This is a genomic window from Bacillus sp. FSL M8-0071, from assembly GCF_037975455.1.
In the GTDB taxonomy this organism is placed as follows: Bacteria; Bacillota; Bacilli; order Bacillales; family Bacillaceae; genus Bacillus; species Bacillus subtilis.
Genome location: NZ_CP150256.1, coordinates 1,702,057 through 1,720,971, shown reverse-complemented (window position 1 = coordinate 1,720,971; position 18,915 = coordinate 1,702,057). Strand labels below are relative to the sequence as shown.

The 18,915-nt window shown below is 42.2% G+C and carries 16 protein-coding genes; all 16 read right to left on the bottom strand.

The features are described 5' to 3' along the window. Positions 1 to 280 precede the first annotated feature (280 nt). On the bottom strand, positions 281 to 4,594 hold the full coding sequence (locus tag MKX71_RS08910) for a PolC-type DNA polymerase III (protein ID WP_029726487.1): 4,314 nt from the start codon (positions 4,592 to 4,594) through the stop codon (positions 281 to 283). 108 nt (positions 4,595 to 4,702) lie between these two features. Next, the gene (gene proS / locus MKX71_RS08905) at positions 4,703 to 6,397 is read right to left on the bottom strand and encodes a proline--tRNA ligase (protein WP_003231918.1); all 1,695 of its coding nucleotides are present in this window, start codon (positions 6,395 to 6,397) and stop codon (positions 4,703 to 4,705) included. Between the two features lie 32 nt (positions 6,398 to 6,429). Continuing rightward, positions 6,430 to 7,698, bottom strand: coding sequence for an RIP metalloprotease RseP (gene rseP, locus MKX71_RS08900; protein ID WP_010886508.1), 1,269 nt, complete (start codon positions 7,696 to 7,698; stop codon positions 6,430 to 6,432). Positions 7,699 to 7,704: 6 nt separating this feature from the next. Beyond that, on the bottom strand, positions 7,705 to 8,856 hold the full coding sequence (gene dxr / locus MKX71_RS08895) for a 1-deoxy-D-xylulose-5-phosphate reductoisomerase (protein WP_003245155.1): 1,152 nt from the start codon (positions 8,854 to 8,856) through the stop codon (positions 7,705 to 7,707). A 61-nt stretch (positions 8,857 to 8,917) separates the two neighbouring features. Continuing rightward, positions 8,918 to 9,727, bottom strand: coding sequence for a phosphatidate cytidylyltransferase (cdsA, locus tag MKX71_RS08890; protein ID WP_015252087.1), 810 nt, complete (start codon positions 9,725 to 9,727; stop codon positions 8,918 to 8,920). Between the two features lie 3 nt (positions 9,728 to 9,730). Further along, the gene (locus MKX71_RS08885; RefSeq protein WP_003231925.1) at positions 9,731 to 10,513 is read right to left on the bottom strand and encodes an isoprenyl transferase; all 783 of its coding nucleotides are present in this window, start codon (positions 10,511 to 10,513) and stop codon (positions 9,731 to 9,733) included. Positions 10,514 to 10,643: 130 nt separating this feature from the next. After that, positions 10,644 to 11,201, bottom strand: a complete 558-nt coding sequence (frr, locus tag MKX71_RS08880) for a ribosome recycling factor (protein ID WP_003231927.1) — start codon at positions 11,199 to 11,201, stop codon at positions 10,644 to 10,646. 1 nt (position 11,202) lies between these two features. After that, positions 11,203 to 11,925, bottom strand: coding sequence for a UMP kinase (gene pyrH, locus MKX71_RS08875; protein WP_003220923.1), 723 nt, complete (start codon positions 11,923 to 11,925; stop codon positions 11,203 to 11,205). Between the two features lie 145 nt (positions 11,926 to 12,070). Continuing rightward, on the bottom strand, positions 12,071 to 12,952 hold the full coding sequence (tsf, locus tag MKX71_RS08870) for a translation elongation factor Ts (RefSeq protein WP_003231929.1): 882 nt from the start codon (positions 12,950 to 12,952) through the stop codon (positions 12,071 to 12,073). Between the two features lie 101 nt (positions 12,953 to 13,053). Beyond that, on the bottom strand, positions 13,054 to 13,794 hold the full coding sequence (gene rpsB, locus MKX71_RS08865; RefSeq protein WP_003220918.1) for a 30S ribosomal protein S2: 741 nt from the start codon (positions 13,792 to 13,794) through the stop codon (positions 13,054 to 13,056). 143 nt (positions 13,795 to 13,937) lie between these two features. Beyond that, entirely contained in the window at positions 13,938 to 14,441 is a 504-nt protein-coding gene (gene swrB, locus MKX71_RS08860; RefSeq protein WP_339231965.1) for a swarming motility protein SwrB, read from the bottom strand. 28 nt (positions 14,442 to 14,469) lie between these two features. Then, entirely contained in the window at positions 14,470 to 15,234 is a 765-nt protein-coding gene (sigD, locus tag MKX71_RS08855) for an RNA polymerase sigma-28 factor SigD (RefSeq protein ID WP_003220911.1), read from the bottom strand. 22 nt (positions 15,235 to 15,256) lie between these two features. Next, positions 15,257 to 15,757: a chemoreceptor glutamine deamidase CheD gene (gene cheD / locus MKX71_RS08850; RefSeq protein WP_014476818.1), complete on the bottom strand. Its 501-nt coding sequence runs from the start codon at positions 15,755 to 15,757 to the stop codon at positions 15,257 to 15,259. Then, positions 15,754 to 16,383, bottom strand: a complete 630-nt coding sequence (gene cheC / locus MKX71_RS08845) for a CheY-P phosphatase CheC (protein WP_339231964.1) — start codon at positions 16,381 to 16,383, stop codon at positions 15,754 to 15,756. Before cheC ends, cheD begins: the two co-directional genes overlap by 4 nt. Before the next feature lie 18 nt (positions 16,384 to 16,401). After that, entirely contained in the window at positions 16,402 to 16,872 is a 471-nt protein-coding gene (cheW, locus tag MKX71_RS08840; protein WP_003231938.1) for a chemotaxis protein CheW, read from the bottom strand. 21 nt (positions 16,873 to 16,893) lie between these two features. Then, positions 16,894 to 18,912 (bottom strand): chemotaxis protein CheA, encoded by a 2,019-nt coding sequence (gene cheA / locus MKX71_RS08835; protein ID WP_014476817.1) that lies wholly within the window; start codon positions 18,910 to 18,912, stop codon positions 16,894 to 16,896. Between the last annotated feature and the right edge of the window lie 3 nt (positions 18,913 to 18,915).

Genomic DNA, 18,915 nt, shown 5'->3' with positions numbered 1-18,915 from the left:
TAAAAACCCTGCTTCAAAAGAGCAGGGGCTAAAAAGTAAACGATGAACATGTCGAGACAAAATTCTCCTGTTCAATACAAAAGAGCGGGTTTCCCCACTCTTTGCCTCGGTAATCGTTAGCATTTCCAATAAAACTATACCATAACCATATTTTTATTGCAAATGGATATACGCTTACCTTCATACCTAAGCAAGTGACAGAAACTCTAATATTACGATGGCACTTTTTGCGCTTATGTATGCATAGAAGCAGAATTTCTGAGAAATTCTGCATTCCATATTAGAACAGTGACAATTGGTTTTGATCAGGCAGTGATTCCAGACAGCCGTGGCGATCTAAGTACTCTAAAATCGTTTTTGATACTTTCCCTCTCTTTTGCAAATCTTCTTTTGAGAGGAATTCGCCTTCTTCGCGAGCTTTTACAATGTTCAAAGCAGCGTTCGTCCCTAACCCTGGAATAGAGTTAAACGGCGGAATTAGACTGTTGCCGTCAATAATAAACTCTGTGGCGCTGGAGCGATATAAATCGACTTTTTGGAATGAATAGCCTCTCTCACACATCTCAAGCGCTAATTCTAAAACAGTCAGAAGGTTCTTTTCCTTCGGTGAAGCATCAAGTCCTTTAGAGTTTATATCCTCCATTACCGCTCTGATTGCTGTAGAGCCCTTGATCATTGTATCGATATCAAAGTCATCTGCACGAACGGTAAAATAAGCCGCATAATACAAAAGAGCATGATGCACTTTAAAGTAAGCAATGCGGACTGCCATTAAGACATATGCCGCGGCGTGGGCTTTCGGGAACATGTATTTAATCTTTTTACAGGAATCAATATACCAGTCTGGGACATTGTTATTTTTCATTTCTTCTTCCCATTCAGGCGTTAATCCTTTTCCTTTACGCACGAATTCCATGATTTTAAAGGCAAGGGACGGTTCAAGGCCTTGATAGATTAAATAAACCATAATGTCATCACGGCAGCCGATAACCTCACTCAGCTCACAAATATTATTGTGGATGAGCTCCTGTGCATTGCCAAGCCATACATCAGTTCCGTGAGACAAGCCTGAAATCTGAACGAGCTCAGAAAAAGTGGTCGGCTTTGTATCTTCAAGCATCTGCCGGACAAATCGGGTTCCGAATTCAGGAATTCCAAGAGTGCCCGTTTTACAGCCAATCTGTTCTTCAGTCACACCGAGTGATTCGGTTCCCTGGAAGATCTTCATCACTTCAGGATCATCCGTCGGAATTGTTTTCGGATCTATTCCGCTTAAGTCTTGAAGCATCCGAATAACAGTCGGGTCATCGTGTCCGAGAATATCAAGTTTTAACAGGTTGTCATGGATGGAGTGGAAATCAAAATGAGTCGTTTTCCACTCTGAACCTGTGGCATCTGCCGGGAACTGGATCGGTGAAAAATCATAAATATCCATATAATCCGGAACTACGATAATACCGCCAGGGTGTTGTCCAGTTGTACGTTTTACACCTGTGCATCCCTGTACGAGCCGATCTATTTCGGCACCGCGCATATGAAGATTGTTGTCTCCGGCATAGCCTTTTACATAACCGTAGGCTGTTTTTTCTGCCACCGTGCCTATTGTTCCCGCACGATATACATTGTCTTCTCCGAACAATACTTTTGTGTAATTGTGTGCTTGCGGCTGATATTCCCCTGAGAAGTTCAAATCGATATCAGGTACTTTGTCCCCTTTAAATCCTAAGAACGTTTCAAATGGAATATCATGGCCGTCTTTTTTCAAAGGCGTTCCGCAATGAGGACATGTCTTGTCAGGCAGGTCAAAACCAGAACCGACAGAACCGTCATTAAAGAACTCAGAATGCTGACACTCAGGACAAACATAGTGCGGCGGCAGCGGGTTTACCTCAGTAATCTCAGTAAGTGTCGCAACTAATGAAGATCCTACGGAACCACGGGAACCAACGAGATACCCGTCATCTAGTGAACGTTTTACAAGTTTGTGAGAGATCAAGTAAATAACAGCAAATCCGTGGCCAATAATACTCTTTAACTCTTTTTCAATCCGCGCTTCGACAATTTCAGGCAGCTCTTCCCCGTAAATGCTTCTTGCACGCTGATAGCTCATTTCTCTGATCTCTTCATCGGCGCCTTCGATTTTCGGCGTATATAAATCATCTTTAATCGGCTTGATGTCATCAACTAAAGAAGCAACCTTTTGGGTATTGGTGACTACGATCTCCTTCGCTTTTTCTTCACCTAAGAAAGAAAAAGCTTCAAGCATTTCGTCTGTCGTTCTGAAATGCACTTTCGGCAGTTCATGCCTATTCAGCGGATTTGCCCCGCCTTGTGAGGATATTAAAATCTTTCTGTAGATTTTATCCTCATCATTCAAGTAATGAACATTTCCCGTAGCAACAACCGGTTTATTAAGCTTTTCCCCCAGCTTCGTGATATTCGCAATAATTTCTTTCAGCGCTTTTTCATCACGGACCAGTTCAAGCTCCAGCAAGTGACGATACACTTCAGGCGGCTGAACCTCAAGGTAATCATAGAATGACGCGATATCTTCCACCTCTTCAGGCGATTTTTGCATCATTCCCTCAAAAACCTCTCCCCTGTCACAGGCAGAACCGATCAGCAGCCCTTCCCTGTATTTCTCAAGCTGAGATCTCGGAATACGCGGCACTCTGTAAAAATAATGAATATGAGAAAGTGACACAAGCTTAAATAAATTTTTAAGTCCCGTGCTGTTCACGGCAAGTAATGTTGCATGATACGGTCTTGATCTTTGATAAGCATTGGACTGACCCATATTTTCATTCAACTCATCATGGTACTGAATGCCTTTTTCAGCTGCGTCTTTCAGCATTTTCAGAAGCAAATAAGCGGTTGCCTCAGTATCATAGATCGCACGGTGATGCTGTGTGAGTTCGATATCAAACTTTTTACAAAGTGTGTTCAACCGGTGGTTCTTAAATTCCGGATAGAGAAAACGTCCAAGTTCAAGCGTATCAATGACTGGGTTTTTAGCTTTATCGACTTCAAGAAGCTTTTTATAGGCTACATTTAAGAATCCCATATCAAAGCTTGCATTATGAGCGACAAGGATATCATCGCCAATCCATTCTCTGAAATCTCTTATTACATCTACGACATCCGGAGCGTCTTGTAGCATATCATCAGTGATCCCTGTCAGCTCTATGATTGTGGCGGAAAGCGGACGATGCGGGTTCGCAAACGCCTCAAATTTATCAATAATTTCTCCGCCTTTTACTTTTACTGCAGCCAGCTCAATAATGGTATCGTATACAGCAGACAATCCTGTCGTCTCAACGTCAAAAACAACATATGTTTCTTCTTCGAGCAGACGATGTGCGGCATTATAAGCAATTGGCACGCCATCATCCACGAGATTCGCTTCCATCCCGTAAATCATTTTAATTCCATGCTTTTTTGCCGCAGAATACGCATCAGGAAAGGATTGAACGACAGCATGGTCAGTCAAAGCGATGGCCTCATGCCCCCATTTTTTCGCCTGTTCGACAAGCTTTCCGATACCCGTAACAGCATCCATTTGGCTCATTGGGGAATGAAGATGCAATTCCACTCTTTTTTCTCCTTCAGGTGCTGAATCTTCACGGGTTTTTGCTTTTATTTCGTTTACGTCATTTGCGATCATGACAAGGTCTCTGACAAATGTATCATTTTGAATGCTTCCGCGTGCTTTTACCCACATTCCTTTTTTCAGAGACTTCATCAGTGCCGCATCTTCTTTTTCACGTGCAAACATTTTGATCAAAATACTATTTGTATAGTCTGTAATTTTGAAGATACACAGCGTGCGCCCGCTCTTCAGCTCGCGCGTCTCCACATCAAACACATAACCTTGGACCGTAATTCTCCGTTCTTCGTCCATGATGCTGTCAAGTGTCCGGATTTCCTCGTTATCTTTAATTTGATAACCGATAACAAGAGGACCAGATGGTGCTTGGTCTTCATCACTTTCTTTATCTTTCTTCTCCATTTCAATCAAGGCCTGCATCGCCCGCTCTTGGTCTTCCGCAAGCTTTTGTTCCCGAAACTTTTGAACTTCCTGCTCGGATACAAATATTTCAGCATCAAGCTGAAGATCCGGAAAGCCAAATTGACGGTAGCCTGCTTGAATCATGGAACTGTATTTGTTTTTTAGCGCAGCCGCTTCTGTATCCGTTTTGGTTTTGACAATCAGTTTATTGCCCTTCAGCTTCGGTTTTTGCTGGTTTAAAAGACTGATAATCGGCGGCGAAATGCCCTGCAGTTCTTCAATGCAGCGTGACCAGTAGTCTTGAACGATACTTTCACTGACCTCGGCATCCTGAACTTCAATTGAAGATGTCACTTTTGCTATGTGGGCAAACGATTGCGTCAGCCTCGTTGTTAATGTGTCATATATTTGAAAAGGCAGCAAAGATTTAAATTGAAAATGAAAATGCCAAGACTTAGAAGCTTTGTGAATTGTCAGCTTTTTAATCTCGCCATGTTCAAAGTATGTCATGAAGGTATCATCTGTCATATTAATCTGCTGCAGAAGAATTTGAAACTGCCTTCTGTTTACTGATAACTGTTCCATTAAGACAGTATCCCTCCCTAAAAACATCATAAGTGAAGGTACCTCAGGCAATGAGGTACCTTCTATTATTTCTATTTTAACATGTTTTTTGATAAATCGTTATGGTGATTACTGCTTGCTGATAAACGCAGATAATTCGTCTACTGAAATCTCAGTTGACTCACCAGTTTGACGAATTTTCACTTCGACGATTCCTTCGTCAGCTCGTTTTCCGACAGTGATGCGGATTGGAAGGCCGATTAAATCTGAATCAGCGAATTTTACGCCGGCACGCTCAGCACGGTCATCATAGAGCACTTCATAGCCTTCCGCTTTTAAATCGGCATACAGCTTTTCAGCAAGCTCTCTTTGCCCATCGTTTTTCATGTTCAAAGCAAGAATATGAAGATCGTACGGCGCAACGCTTTTTGGCCATATTAAGCCTTTTTCGTCGTGATGCTGTTCAGCAATAGCAGAAAGCGTTCTTGACACACCGATTCCGTAACAGCCCATCAGCATTGGCTGCGCGCGTCCGTTTTCATCTAAATATGTCGCATTCATCGCTTCTGAATAGCGTGTTCCGAGCTTAAAGACTTGTCCGACTTCGATTCCCTCAGCAAAACGGATCGTTCCCTTGCCGTCTGGTGAAGGATCACCTTCTTTAATAAAACGAAGATCAGCAAATTCTTTAATTTGCGCGTCACGATTCACATTGACATTTTTATAATGATGATCTCCTTCATTTGCCCCGGCAACAGCATTAACCATTGCTTTCACAGCTTGATCGGCATATACTTCCACATCCTGATGAATACCGACAGGGCCTACAAAGCCTGGCTCTGTTCCGAGCTGCTGAATGACCTCTTCATGTGTAGCAAGCTCTACAACTTCTGCATGAAGCAAGTTTTTCACTTTAATATCGTTAACTTCATGATCCCCTCTTACAAGCACTAAGACAAAACGGTCATCAGCTTTAAACAATACTGACTTAATGCACGCTTCAGCCGAAACCTGTAAGAACGCAGTCAGTTCTTCGATTGTTTTCACGTTAGGCGTATGAACCTTCTCTAGAGCTTTAGGCTCTTCATCTGAAGGAACTTCCTGGTGAAGAACTTCAGCCATCTCGATATTAGCCGCGTACTGTGATTCATCAGAATACGCAATCGTATCCTCTCCGATCGCAGAAAGTGCCATAAATTCGTGCGTATCCTTTCCTCCCATTGCGCCTGAATCAGCGATAACAGGTCTTACATTAATGCCGCAGCGGGCAAAAATATTAGAATAGGCCTCGTACATTTTTTGATACGTTTCATCCAGGCTCTCTGCAGATGCATGGAAAGAGTACGCATCCTTCATAATAAATTCGCGGCCTCTTAACAAACCGAAGCGAGGACGTTTTTCATCTCTGAACTTAGACTGAATTTGATAAAGAGTCAGAGGGAGACGCTTATAAGATTTAACCTCATCGCGAACAAGCGAAGTGATAACCTCTTCATGCGTTGCCCCTAAAGCAAATTCACGGCCATGACGGTCTTTTAGTCTCATCAGTTCGGGACCATACGTATACCATCTGCCTGATTCCTGCCATGTCTCTGCCTGCTGCAATGCGGGCATGAGCATTTCTACGGCATCAATTTTCTCCATTTCCTCTCGAACAATCTGCTGAATGTTTTGAATCACCTTATACGCAAGAGGCATATAGCTGTATACCCCGCTCGTATTCTGTCTGATAAATCCTGCTCTCAGAAGAAGCTGATGACTTTTTGCTTCGGCATCAGCTGGAACTTCACGGAGCGTAGGAATAAGCGTCAAGCTTTGTCTCATTTCTTCGCACCTCTGATTGATTTACTTTTCGTTTACAAAAACAGCCGCTGGATATCGTTCCATGTGACAACCAGCATAAGAAGCATTAAGAAAGCTACGCCGATAAACACAACAAATGCTTCTTTTTCCCTGTTAATCGGTTTGCCCCGAATCGCTTCAATAAATAGAAACAACAGTCTTCCTCCGTCAAGTGCCGGAATCGGAAGCAGGTTGACAATCCCAAGGTTAATGCTTAAAAACGCCGCAAACTGAAATAAGTTCACTATCCCTGTTTTCGCCACTTGGTCTGTCATGTCATATATGCCGACAGGACCTGACAGCATATCGAGTTTAAATTGGCCTGTTACTAATTTGCTCAGATTGGTTAAAATGGCTTTGGTGACATCAACTGTTGATGTCGCGCCGTAAGCAACCGCTGAGAGTACGCCTTTTTCAGTCGGCGCATAGGAACCGAAACGTCCGATTGTTTTTTTGTTCTCATCTTTAACAGCTTCCGGAGTCACCGAAATATGAAGCGTTTTGTTATCTCTTTTTACTGCAACGTCCATTTCTTTCTCCGGGTTTTCTTTTACAGCGGAGACAATGTCAGTCCAAGACCTCATTTTCTCTCCGTTAATGCTTTGGATATAATCCCCTTCTTTTAGCCCTGCTTCAGCCGCCCGTCCATTGTCTGTCAGCTGCCCGAGCATAGGTTCATTTGACGGTACGCCTTGAATCAGCCCAAGCATCACTAAAATGACGTAAGCTAAAATAAAGTTCATAATCGGCCCTGCAGCAATTGCTTTAATCCGCTGCCATACAGGTTTGGAACCAAATTGGCGATTATACGGCGCAATCTGCACTTCTTCTCCGTCTACAATAAAAAAGGATGTTTCGCTGACAGTAAAGCTGGAAAGTTCGTCCTCTTTCCCCTGTTCATAACCGGTGATCTTCATGTCATGCTCTAGATCCGCTGTTTCCACTTCAATGACTAATGCATCCGGATATTTTTCCTTTTGATTGATGATGACTTTCTCAACTTGATCTTCCTTATTAAACAGAAGCCCGACCGTGTATCCGGGTTTCACCTCAATCATTTCCGGATCTTCGCCGGCCATACGAACAAATCCGCCGACCGGAAGCAGCCTGATCGTATAAACTGTTTCATTTTTTTTGAAAGAAAAAATCTTTGGACCGAAGCCGATCGCAAATTCACGGCAGAGAATTCCCGCTCTTTGGGCTAGCAATAAATGGCCCAGTTCATGGAAGAAAACGAGCGTTCCGAAAATAATGATAAACGCTATAACTGTATTCACGAACATACCACCTTATGTGAGTATTGAATTGACGTATCCCCGGGTATCTTTGTCCACTTCTTGAATGTCCGCCAGGCTCGGTTTTTTCAGTAATTGATGGCGGGTTAGTGCCTTTTCGATACAGTCTTCAATAGCCAAAAACGGTATCTTGCCAGCTAAAAAGGCAGCGACAGCTACTTCGTTTGCCGCATTTAGCACTGTCGGCATTGTTCCTCCTATTTTACCTGATTCAAAAGCAAATTGTAAGCATCGGAACCTGTCAAAATCAGCTTTCTCAAAATGAAGGCTGCCGATTTCCCATAATTCAAGCCTTTTCGCATCTGGTAATGGCAATCGGTCAGGATAAGTGAGCGCATATTGAATGGGGACTCTCATATCCGGAGTTCCGAGCTGTGCGATCACACTTTTATCATGGAACTCAACCATTGAATGGATGATGCTCTCCTTATGTAAAACCACATCAATTTGTTCATAAGGTATATCGAAAAGCCAGTGTGCCTCGATCACCTCTAATCCCTTATTCATCATTGTAGCCGAATCAATTGTAATTTTTGCACCCATTGACCAGTTTGGATGTTTTAATGCATCTTCAACTGTTACTGATTCGAGCTCCTCCCGCGTCTTGTCCCGAAAACTTCCGCCGGATGCCGTAATGATGAGGCGTTCAATGTTTTTAGCCTGTTCGCCTTGAAGAGCTTGAAAAATGGCTGAATGCTCACTGTCAACAGGCAGCAGCGGAACATCATATTTCTTAGCATGTTCTTTTACTATATGCCCTGCAGTGACAAGAGTTTCCTTATTTGCAAGCGCAATTGTTTTTTTCTGTTCAATTGCCTTTAATGTCGGGATAAGACCGACGCTTCCAAGCAAAGCGTTGACAACAATGTCAACCTCCTCCATCACTGCTGCTTCTATCAGTCCTTCTTCTCCCAGCCCGATTTGGCATTCAAAAGAAAAAGACATTTGTTTTAATTTATGATATGTATCCAGATCACCGACAGAGACAAACTTCGGCTGAAAGACCTCAATCATTGGAACGGCCTTATCAATATTTCTGCCAAACGACATAGATACCAGCTGAAATTGGTCTTGATGTGCACGCAGTACATCAAGAGTCTGTTCGCCGATTGATCCTGTTGCTCCTAAAAGACAAATATTTTTCAAAGTTGCCACTACTCCTATTCTTATTGCTGCATGATCAGTCTCATATTCATATTAGACTTTTTTATGAAAAAAGGGCAAGCAGAAAGTACAAGAAAGGCATGACAAACAAGAAACTGTCAAAACGGTCTAATATACCGCCATGCCCGGGAAGAATATTCCCAGAATCCTTTACATCGTAATGTCTTTTCAAGGCGGATTCCACTAAATCTCCCAGTTGTCCAAAAACAGACAAAAACAGCGTGATCAACAGCAGATAGATATACGGGATCGGAAGTTGTGCAACAAGCTGAAAAATCGTCGCCAATACAAGTGCGATGACAATTCCGCCTGCAAACCCTTCCACTGTTTTATTCGGACTGATTTCAGGCCACAGTTTCCGCTTTCCAAGCGATTTACCGACAAAATAGGCACCGGAATCGGTGGACCAAATGACAACACACGCATAAAAAATGTATGTTAATCCGTATTGGTCAAGATTTCTGATTTCGATAAAATAATGAAAACACATTCCGATGTAAATTGCTGCAAGCGTAATAAACCCGACTTCATCAAAAGTAAAGGTGTTCTTGACCAACACTGTGTAAGTCAGCAATAGCAGTACCGCAAATAAAGCTATTTCCATTTTGGAAATCCCGTCCGCTTCAAAAAACGAATACTGGCTTGGCAATAAGAACATCCACAATAATAAAAGACCGATCAAACCAGGCAGTGAAACCAGCTTCAGCTTTTTCATCCGTAAAAGTTCAAAAAGCGCCACACTGCTCATAGCATAAATTAATATGGTGAACGGCAATTTCCCGACAATAACCAAAAATAAAAATACAATTGCTGCCAGAACACCTGTCAAAATTCTTTGTTTCATGTCCACCATCCTCTAAATTCCGCCAAACCTCCGGCCTCTCTGCTGAAACTCTCCTAACGCCTGCAAGAAGTGATCTTCTTTAAAGTCAGGCCACAAGACGTCAGTAAAGACAAATTCACTGTAGGCAACCTGCCATAGCATAAAATTACTCAGCCTTATCTCGCCGCTCGTTCGAATTAAAAGTTCAGGATCCTGCAAAGATTCAGTCATCAAATAAGTAGAAAAAAGCGATTCATCAATGTCTTCAATATTCAAAGAGCCTTCCTTCACTTTTTCCGCGAGTGATTTTGCAGCACTGACAATTTCAGTACGGCCTCCATAGTTAAGAGCAAAATTAAGGATCATTCCGTCGTTTTGCGCCGTGTCCTGTACAGCTTTTTCAATCGCACGTAATGTGTGCGCCGGCAAAGCCGTTTCATCCCCAATGATCCGAACCTGTACATTTTCCTCAACAAGCTCTGGAAGATACGTATTCAAAAATTCTTCCGGAAGCTTCATTAAAAAATCGACCTCCATTTTCGGTCTTTTCCAGTTTTCTGTTGAAAATGCATACAATGTCAGTACTTTGACACCTAATTCGTTTGCGAGCTTCGTGGTCCTTTTTACCACCTTCATCCCTTCATGGTGGCCTGCAATTCTGGGAAGAGAGCGTTTTTTAGCCCAACGGCCATTTCCATCCATGATAATGGCGATGTGTTCGGGAATTTCTCCCTTAAGTATGTCTTCTTTTGTATAACGTTCTAAGTTGGAAGCCGCAGTTTGCTGATTCTTCCAATTTTTGAGTATGTTGAGCATGAGATTCCTCCGTCACCCAAAAAGGTTACATTCCCTGCTGATAATCAATGTAATCAACAGTATTAACAAAAAAACCCCCTGTAAACATGAGAGGGTCTTTTCACTATTATCTATTGTACATAGTTTTTCATTAAACTTCCATGATTTCTTTTTCTTTGTCTTTTGTGACACTGTCAATTTTTGACACATATTCATCTGTCAGTTTTTGAACGTCTTCAGTGGAAGCACGCAGTTCATCCTCAGTAATGTCTCCGTTTTTCTCAAGTTTTTTGAGATCATCGTTAGCATCACGGCGAACGTTACGAACAGCTACTTTTGCTTCTTCAGCATATTTTTTTACAACTTTCACTAATTCTTTCCGTCTCTCTTCTGTTAGTGCCGGAATTGCAATTCGAATCATATTGCCGTCACTTGTTGGTGTAAGACCTAAATCAGCTTTTAAAATCGCTTTTTCGATATCGCCGATTGCTGTTTTATCGTATGGTGTGATAACGAGCATACGAGCTTCAGGCACGTTAATAGAAGACAACTGATTTAAAGGTGTCTGCGCTCCGTAATATTCAACCGTTACTTTATCTAATAATGATGGATTTGCACGGCCTGCGCGTACAGTAGCCAATTCGCGCTGATAAGCAGCAATTGCTTTTTCCATTTTTTCTTTTGTTTGAGTTAATACTTCTTTTGACACGTTATTTCCCCCTCACGATCGTTCCGATTGATTCACCGATAACGGCACGTTTGATATTTCCTTCTTCCATAATAGAAAAGACGATAAGCGGAATGTCATTGTCCATGCATAAAGAGGAAGCTGTTGAATCCATGACTTCCAGGCCGTCTTTAAGAACGTCAAGATAAGAAAGTGATTCATACTTAACAGCTGATTCATCTTTTCTAGGATCAGCATTATACACACCGTCAACGTTATTTTTAGCCATTAAAATAACGTCTGCCTCAATTTCAGCAGCCCGCAGTGCAGCTGTCGTATCAGTTGAGAAATATGGGTTTCCTGTGCCCGCAGCGAAAATAACGACACGTTTTTTCTCTAAGTGGCGTATCGCTTTTCTTCTTATGTACGGTTCAGCAACTTGTCTCATTTCAATGGATGTTTGCACTCTGGACTGGATTCCGAGTGTTTCCAAGCTGTCTTGAAGAGCAAGCGAATTCATTACTGTCGCCAGCATTCCCATATAGTCAGCAGTCGCGCGGTCCATGCCCAGATCACTTCCTGTTTTTCCGCGCCATAAGTTGCCGCCGCCTACAACAACAGCCACTTCGACTTCAAGCTCAGCGATTTCCTTCACTTGCTTTGCAATGGATTGAATGACAGTCGGGTTAATTCCATTTCCCTGTTCTCCTGCCAATGCTTCCCCGCTAAGCTTTAATACGATACGTTTGTATTTTGGTTTTTCCATGATAACCTCCAAGTGTAAACATTGCCGTTTTCTATTATGCAAGAGAAAAAAAGGTTTGTAAATATAGTTTTAAAAATAGGGAACACAAAATGTGTCCCCTATACTGCCTGAAAAGACGCGACTTAGCCGCGAAATCTTTTCACCATTATTTTTTCACTTGGTTCATTACTTCTTCAGCAAAGTTTTCTTGACGTTTTTCGATGCCTTCTCCAACTTCATAGCGGACAAAAGTTTGAACAGTAGCGTTTTTCGCTGCAATAACTTGTTTCACTTTTTCATCTGGGTTTTTAACGAACGCTTGGTCTAATAGACAAATTTCTTCGAAGAATTTGTTCAGACGGCCTTCAACCATTTTCGCTACGATGTTTTCAGGTTTGCCTTCTTGGAGGGCTTGCTGAGTTAAGATTTGACGCTCATGATTTGTTTCTTCTTCAGATACTTGATCACGAGAAATGTAACGAGGGTTAACTGCAGCAACGTGCATTGCGATATCTTTCGCAGTTTCTTCATCAGTTGTACCGTTGAGAACAGTTAATACACCGATGCGGCCGCCCATGTGAAGGTACGCACCGAATGCAGAGCTGTCGTCTTTTGTAAGAACTGTAAAGCGGCGAAGAGTGATTTTCTCACCGATTTTAGCAACTGCGCTTGTGATGTACTCTTCAACAGTTGAGCCATTTTCCATTTTTTGGCCCATTGCTTCTTCAACATCAGCTGGCGTGTTTGCAAGAAGGTGGTCAGCTAAAGTGTTAAGAAGCTCTTTAAAACCTTCGTTTTTCGCAACGAAATCAGTTTCAGAGTTTACTTCTAGGATAACGCCTTTGTTGCCGTCAGTTTTAATAAGAGTAGAACCTTCTGCTGCGATACGGTCAGCTTTTTTCGCTGCTTTTGCAATTCCTTTTTCTCTTAAAAGGTCAATTGCTTTGTCCATATCTCCGTCAGTTTCAGTTAACGCTTTTTTACAATCCATCATGCCCGCGCCAGTTTTTTCACGCAGTTCTTTTACTTGCTGTGCAGTAATTGCCATTTGTATTCCTCCTTATATGTTTAAACAAGAGTATGTATATTACACATTTTTCTTGAAAAAAGGTGATAAAAGGCAGTCCCTCTTATCACCTTTTGAATAGGTTACGCAGTTGTTGTTTCTGTTTCTGGTGCAGTTTCTTCAGCAACTTCCGCTTCTTCTTCGCCTTGCTTCGCTTCTAAGATTGCATCTGCCATTTTAGAAGTTAGAAGTTTAACAGCGCGGATAGCGTCATCGTTCGCTGGGATAACAACATCGATTTCATCTGGATCACAGTTAGTATCTACGATACCGATGATAGGGATGTTTAATTTGCGAGCTTCCGCAACAGCGATGCGCTCTTTGCGAGGATCGATGATGAATAATGCATCAGGAAGATCCTTCATATCTTTAATTCCGCCTAGGAATTTTTCAAGACGCTCTAATTCTTTTTTCAATTGAACGACTTCTTTTTTAGGAAGTACATCAAACGTACCGTTTTCTTGCATTTTTTCAATGTCTTTAAGACGTTTAATACGTTTTTGGATTGTTTCAAAGTTTGTTAATGTACCGCCCAACCAGCGTTGGTTGACATAGTACATGCCAGAGCGTTGAGCTTCTTCTTTAACAGAATCTTGAGCTTGTTTTTTTGTTCCGACGAAAAGGATTTTTCCGCCTTCAGCAGCAAGATTTTTAGTGAAGTTGTAAGCTTCCTCTACTTTTTTGACTGTTTTTTGAAGGTCAATGATGTAGATTCCGTTACGCTCCGTGAAAATGTAACGCTTCATTTTTGGGTTCCAACGGCGTGTTTGGTGACCGAAGTGAACACCAGCTTCAAGCAATTGCTTCATAGAAATGACTGACATGTTATTTCCTCCTAATATAATGGTTTTTTTCCTCCGCTTAGGTCATTTTTGTGCAGAACTGCCGCCTGCAGCACCCTCTGCATAAATCGTTAAGCGTGTGTATTTAACACCAAGACATAATATAACACAGCTTTATCCGACAATCAAGAATCCTTTACACCTTTGGAGCGAAATTTTAAAAATAGCTCGATTTCTGTCTTTCCGCTCTTCATTTTCTGGGCAATTTGACTTGCCGAATATCCCTGTTCATATAATTCTATGACCTGGTCTTCAAATGATTGGACCTCACTGTTTACGATCTCTTCCCGACGGACAACCTCTGTAATCAGACCTTCAATATGTTCAGGAAGATTCTCTGCCTCTTGAACTGGATCCCGCTCTTGATATGTTTCAGAGTGCTGAAGGCCTGGCTTTTGGGATTCTTCATCTGATTGACTTGCAGATGAAGCTTTATTTTCTATCAGTTTCTCATTTTCTTCTTTTAATTCAAGCAGAAATGCCGCCAAGGTGTTTTCCGTCTCTTCAAGTATCTGTTTTTGCTGTTTTTCTGTTTCTTTCACTGCAGCGAGCCTCGTATACAGGATAATGACAGCGTACAGAAGAACGCCGTGGAGCGTAAAGCTTAAAAGCCATAATAGTGTTGACATGTTTTTCACTCGCTAACCATGAAATTCATTATTGTATCACTTTTTCCAGCAGATTCTTTAATTTAAATAATGCCTTTGAATGGATCTGAGATATGCGGGACGTAGAAAGATTTAATACTTGTCCGATTTCTGTCAGTGTCAACTCCTCTTTGTAGAACAAACTCACAACCAGCTGTTCTTTTTCAGAGAGTTCGTGAATTTTTTCCGCAAGCTGTGCAATCAGTTCATCCTTCATAATCTTTTCTTCAGGCGGAACATTTTTGTCATCTCTGATCATGACTTGAATGTTTTCCCCATCATCTTGATCATGGAGCTTTTCATCAATTGACAGCAGATTTGCAAAAAAACCTTCATTCATTGTTGACACGACATCCTGTACCGTCATTCCGAGTTCCTCTGCAATTTCCGCGGGCGATACATTCCGAAGATACCGCTGTTCAAGCTTTTCAATTGCTGCTTCAACCTTTTTTGTTTTTTCGCGCGAGGTTCTGGGCAGCCAATCTTCTTTACGAAGCCCGTCTATGATTGCGCCGCGAATTCTAAACGAGGCGTAGGTATCAAATTTTAAGTCCCGGCTGGGGTCAAATTTTTCAAGGGCATCATATAAACCAAGCATACCAAGGCTCATAAGATCGTCTTTATGCACTGATTTCGGCAGCCCGACAGAAATTCTGCCTACATGATATGTGACAAGCGGCATGTAACGGCGCATTAAGTCGTCACCGGCTTTAGGATCTTTCCACTCTTTCCAGCGCGTCCAAAGCACCTGATCTTCATAATTCAAGGATTGCATTGTTATCCCCCTAATACCTTAATTAAATCGTTTTTTCACCTTGTTTAACAGTTCGAATATGCAGCATGCAGGACTTCGGTTCAAATTCTATCGTCCGGCCGCTTGAGCCGCCCGTATCTTCACTAATAATAGGAATATTAAATAAAGACAGCTGTTCTTTTATCGCTAATACATTTCTCGGTCCGATCTTCATCAAATCATTTGTCGATTTAAATTTAAACATCTCTGATCCGCCGGCCAGCTTTGCTTTTAATGCAAATTTCCGGCATCCCGCTTCTATCAGCATATCAATCGTGGTCTTTACGGCGGTGTCAGCGTACTTAGCCCGGTTGAGCTCGGCAGTTTTCGATAACGTCGAATCCGGAAGCATGACATGAACAAGACCCGCCGTTTGCTTTTCTTTATCATAAAGCACCAGCCCCACACATGAGCCCAAACCAGAGGTCCGGATGGTATCCGGGAAGCGGGCGATCTTCACGTCAGCAATCCCAACCTTTATAACAACAGCCTCAGTTGTACTCATAATGATGCACCTAAGGCGACAAAGAGCTTTTCAAATGAATCATAGTCCGGCAGCATAAACATATGCGCTTTCAGCTCCTGCTGATGGCTTTGGTCAAAAATTGACGTGTCGACAACAATGGCGTGTTCTCCAACCTGACTGAGCTCCATCAGCCCTTCGCTGATCACTGCTCCGAACATGTCCAATGAGACTTCAGGAACACTTGGATAGAGCTGGAGTTTCGTCAAATCCGCCAAAGCTGTTAAATATGACCCCGCTAAAATATTGCCCAGTTCATGCAAAGCGGATGAGCTCATGTGGTCTTCACCTAAGTCCTCTATGTCAAAATCGGGGTTTCCAATCAGCTCTCTGATAAACTGCTCCGCCTGAAAAAAAGGCATTATAAAGAACATTGAACCCGTTAAATCGCCTTCCATTCTTAAAAAGATGCTGGCAACCGGGACATCGGCGCCGCCGAAAAAATCAACAAGCTCATCAAAAGACAGCAGCTTTGCAAATGGGACTTCCATATCTATCTTTCTATTTAACAGCTGGGCCATTGCAGAGGCGGAGTGGCCGGCGCCTATATTGCCGACTTCCCGCAAAATGTCCATCTGCTCTTCTTTGATTCCATTAAAAACACTCATGTCATAACCCCTTTAAGATTAAGCTTGATCGGGCACAGCGGACTGAGATGATTCTTTATCCAAAACCGCGTTCGCATCAATAATATTTAAGAGTCTGTTCTCTTGTTTCACAATCTGTTCGATCGACACATCCGTATCTTTCTGAACGCCTTCTGGAGCAGATTCTATTTCACTTTCGTGTACGGTAATCACATCATTCGCTTCATCCACAATCCAGCCGACTTCAATATCACGATAAGCAATAATGATAATTCGTGTTTCATCTGTAATTTCATACTCTGGCAAATTCAGGCGTTTTCTTAAATCAATAACCGGAGTCACCACCCCGCGTAAATTGATTACCCCGCAAATATATGGTTCGACGCCAGGTACCCTCGTTGGCTTTTGCCATTTTTCAATTGATTTCACCTGAGTGACGGAAATGGCATATTCTTTGCCATTTACCATAAAGACTATCATTTTTTCGCCTGTTTTAATTTCTGCAGTCATGTGAGACACCTCCTCGAATGGTTAAATAATCAGTGCATTACAATCAATAATGAGCGCTACTTCTCCGTCTCCTAAAATAGTAGCTCCGGAAATTGCAAAGACGTTTGTTAAATAATCTCCGAGTGATTTCAGCACAACTTCCTGCTGGCCAATAAAGGAGTCCACCACAAATGCAGTAGGTTTGTCGCCTTTTTTCACGACAATGATATGGAGCTGTTCCGCATCTTTTCTTGTATCTTCTATTTTAAACTCTTCTTTTAAATAAACGACAGGGACAATATGCCCTCTAAAGTCAATCACTTCACGGTCATGCGTTTGCAAAATGTCTTTTCTGTCAATAACTGCTGTCTCAATGATTGAAGAAATCGGAATGGCAAATGTCTCTTCTTCCAACTTAATCAGCAGAACTGAAATAATAGACAAGGTAAGCGGCAGCTGGATGCTGAATAGAGAGCCTTGACCCTCGGCTGATTTCACACTGACTGAACCGCCAAGAGACTCCAGTTTGTTTTTTACAACGTCAAGTCCTACACCGCGGCCGGAAATATCAGAAATTTGGTCAGCAGTTGAGAACCCCGGAGCAAAAATCAATTCGTAAATTTGGTTGTCTTCTAAGGTTTCAGCTTCTTTTTCCGTTATGACCCCGCGCTCAAGCGCTTTTTCCAGAATTTTTTTTCGATTAAGGCCTGCGCCGTCATCCTCTACTTCGATAAAGACATGGTTGCCGCTGTGATAAGCTTTAAGCACAACTTTTCCTGATTCCGGTTTTCCCTTTTGCAAACGTGTTTCCGGCGCCTCGATACCATGGTCAATACTGTTTCTGATCAAGTGAACGAGTGGATCTCCGATTTCATCAATTACTGTACGATCCAGTTCAGTTTCCGCACCGATGATCGAGAGTTCAATTTTTTTATTCAGCTCTTTCTGAAGCTGGCGAATCATTCTCGGGAATCTGTTAAAAACAGTTTCAACCGGGACCATTCTCATATTCAGAATAATCGATTGCAAATCTCCGGAAATTCTCGTCATTCGTTCAACCGTTTCAGTCAGTTCATTATGCTCAAGCTCTTTCGCAATCTGCTCGAGACGCCCGCGGTCAATGACAAGCTCTTCAAATAAGTTCATTAAAGAATCAAGCCTGTCAATGTTGACACGAATTGTTTTAGATCCGCCGGCTGAATGCTTCGCCTGTTCATCGTTTTTAGCAGGCTGTTTTTGTTTCTCCTGCTTCGCAGGTACAGCTGCTGCTGGTGAATCTTCTTGCTTAGATTCTTCAGGCTTTTCAGCTGATGTTAAAGGAGCCCCTTGAATGACTTCAACATGCTCAATTTCCGACACGCCATTGATTAATTGTTCAATGTCTTCCGCTGATTGATGTGTTAAGAAACAAACTTGAAAGTCAGTTCCAAAATCTTCTGTTTCAAGCACTTCAGCACTTGGAATTGTTTTGGCTACTTCTCCGACTTCATTTAGTTTTTCAAACACCATATAGACACGAACTGCTTTTAACATACAGTTTTCGTTCAGAGAAATCTTGATTTCATATCGTTTGAAGCCTTGCTCCTCCGCTTCTTGTATAACTGTGCGTTCAAATTCATCATATTCCCAATCAGATGCTGAACTCTGTGCTTCTGCAGGTTCAGCGGAGGCAGCGGATTCAGCGTGCGCACCATTCACATCAAGCTTGGCACTCACTTCTGAGATATCTCTTTTACCATCCCCGCCATCAATAATAGACTGAACCATTGCTTCCAGGTGATCCAGAGCTTCAAACAAAATATCCAGCCAGTCTGAGGTGACTTCCATGTCTCCGTTTCGGATTGCATCCAGCACGTTTTCAAGCAGATGGGTAAGATGTGCTAAATCCGTGTAGCCCATCGTTGCGCTCATTCCTTTTAATGTATGGGCAGCCCTGAATATATCATGTACGAGCTGAAGATCAGTCGGGTCTTTCTCTAAAAGAAGAAGCTTTTCATTACATGTTTGTAAATGTTCTTTACTCTCATCAATAAAGACATCTAAATACTGATTCATATCCATTTG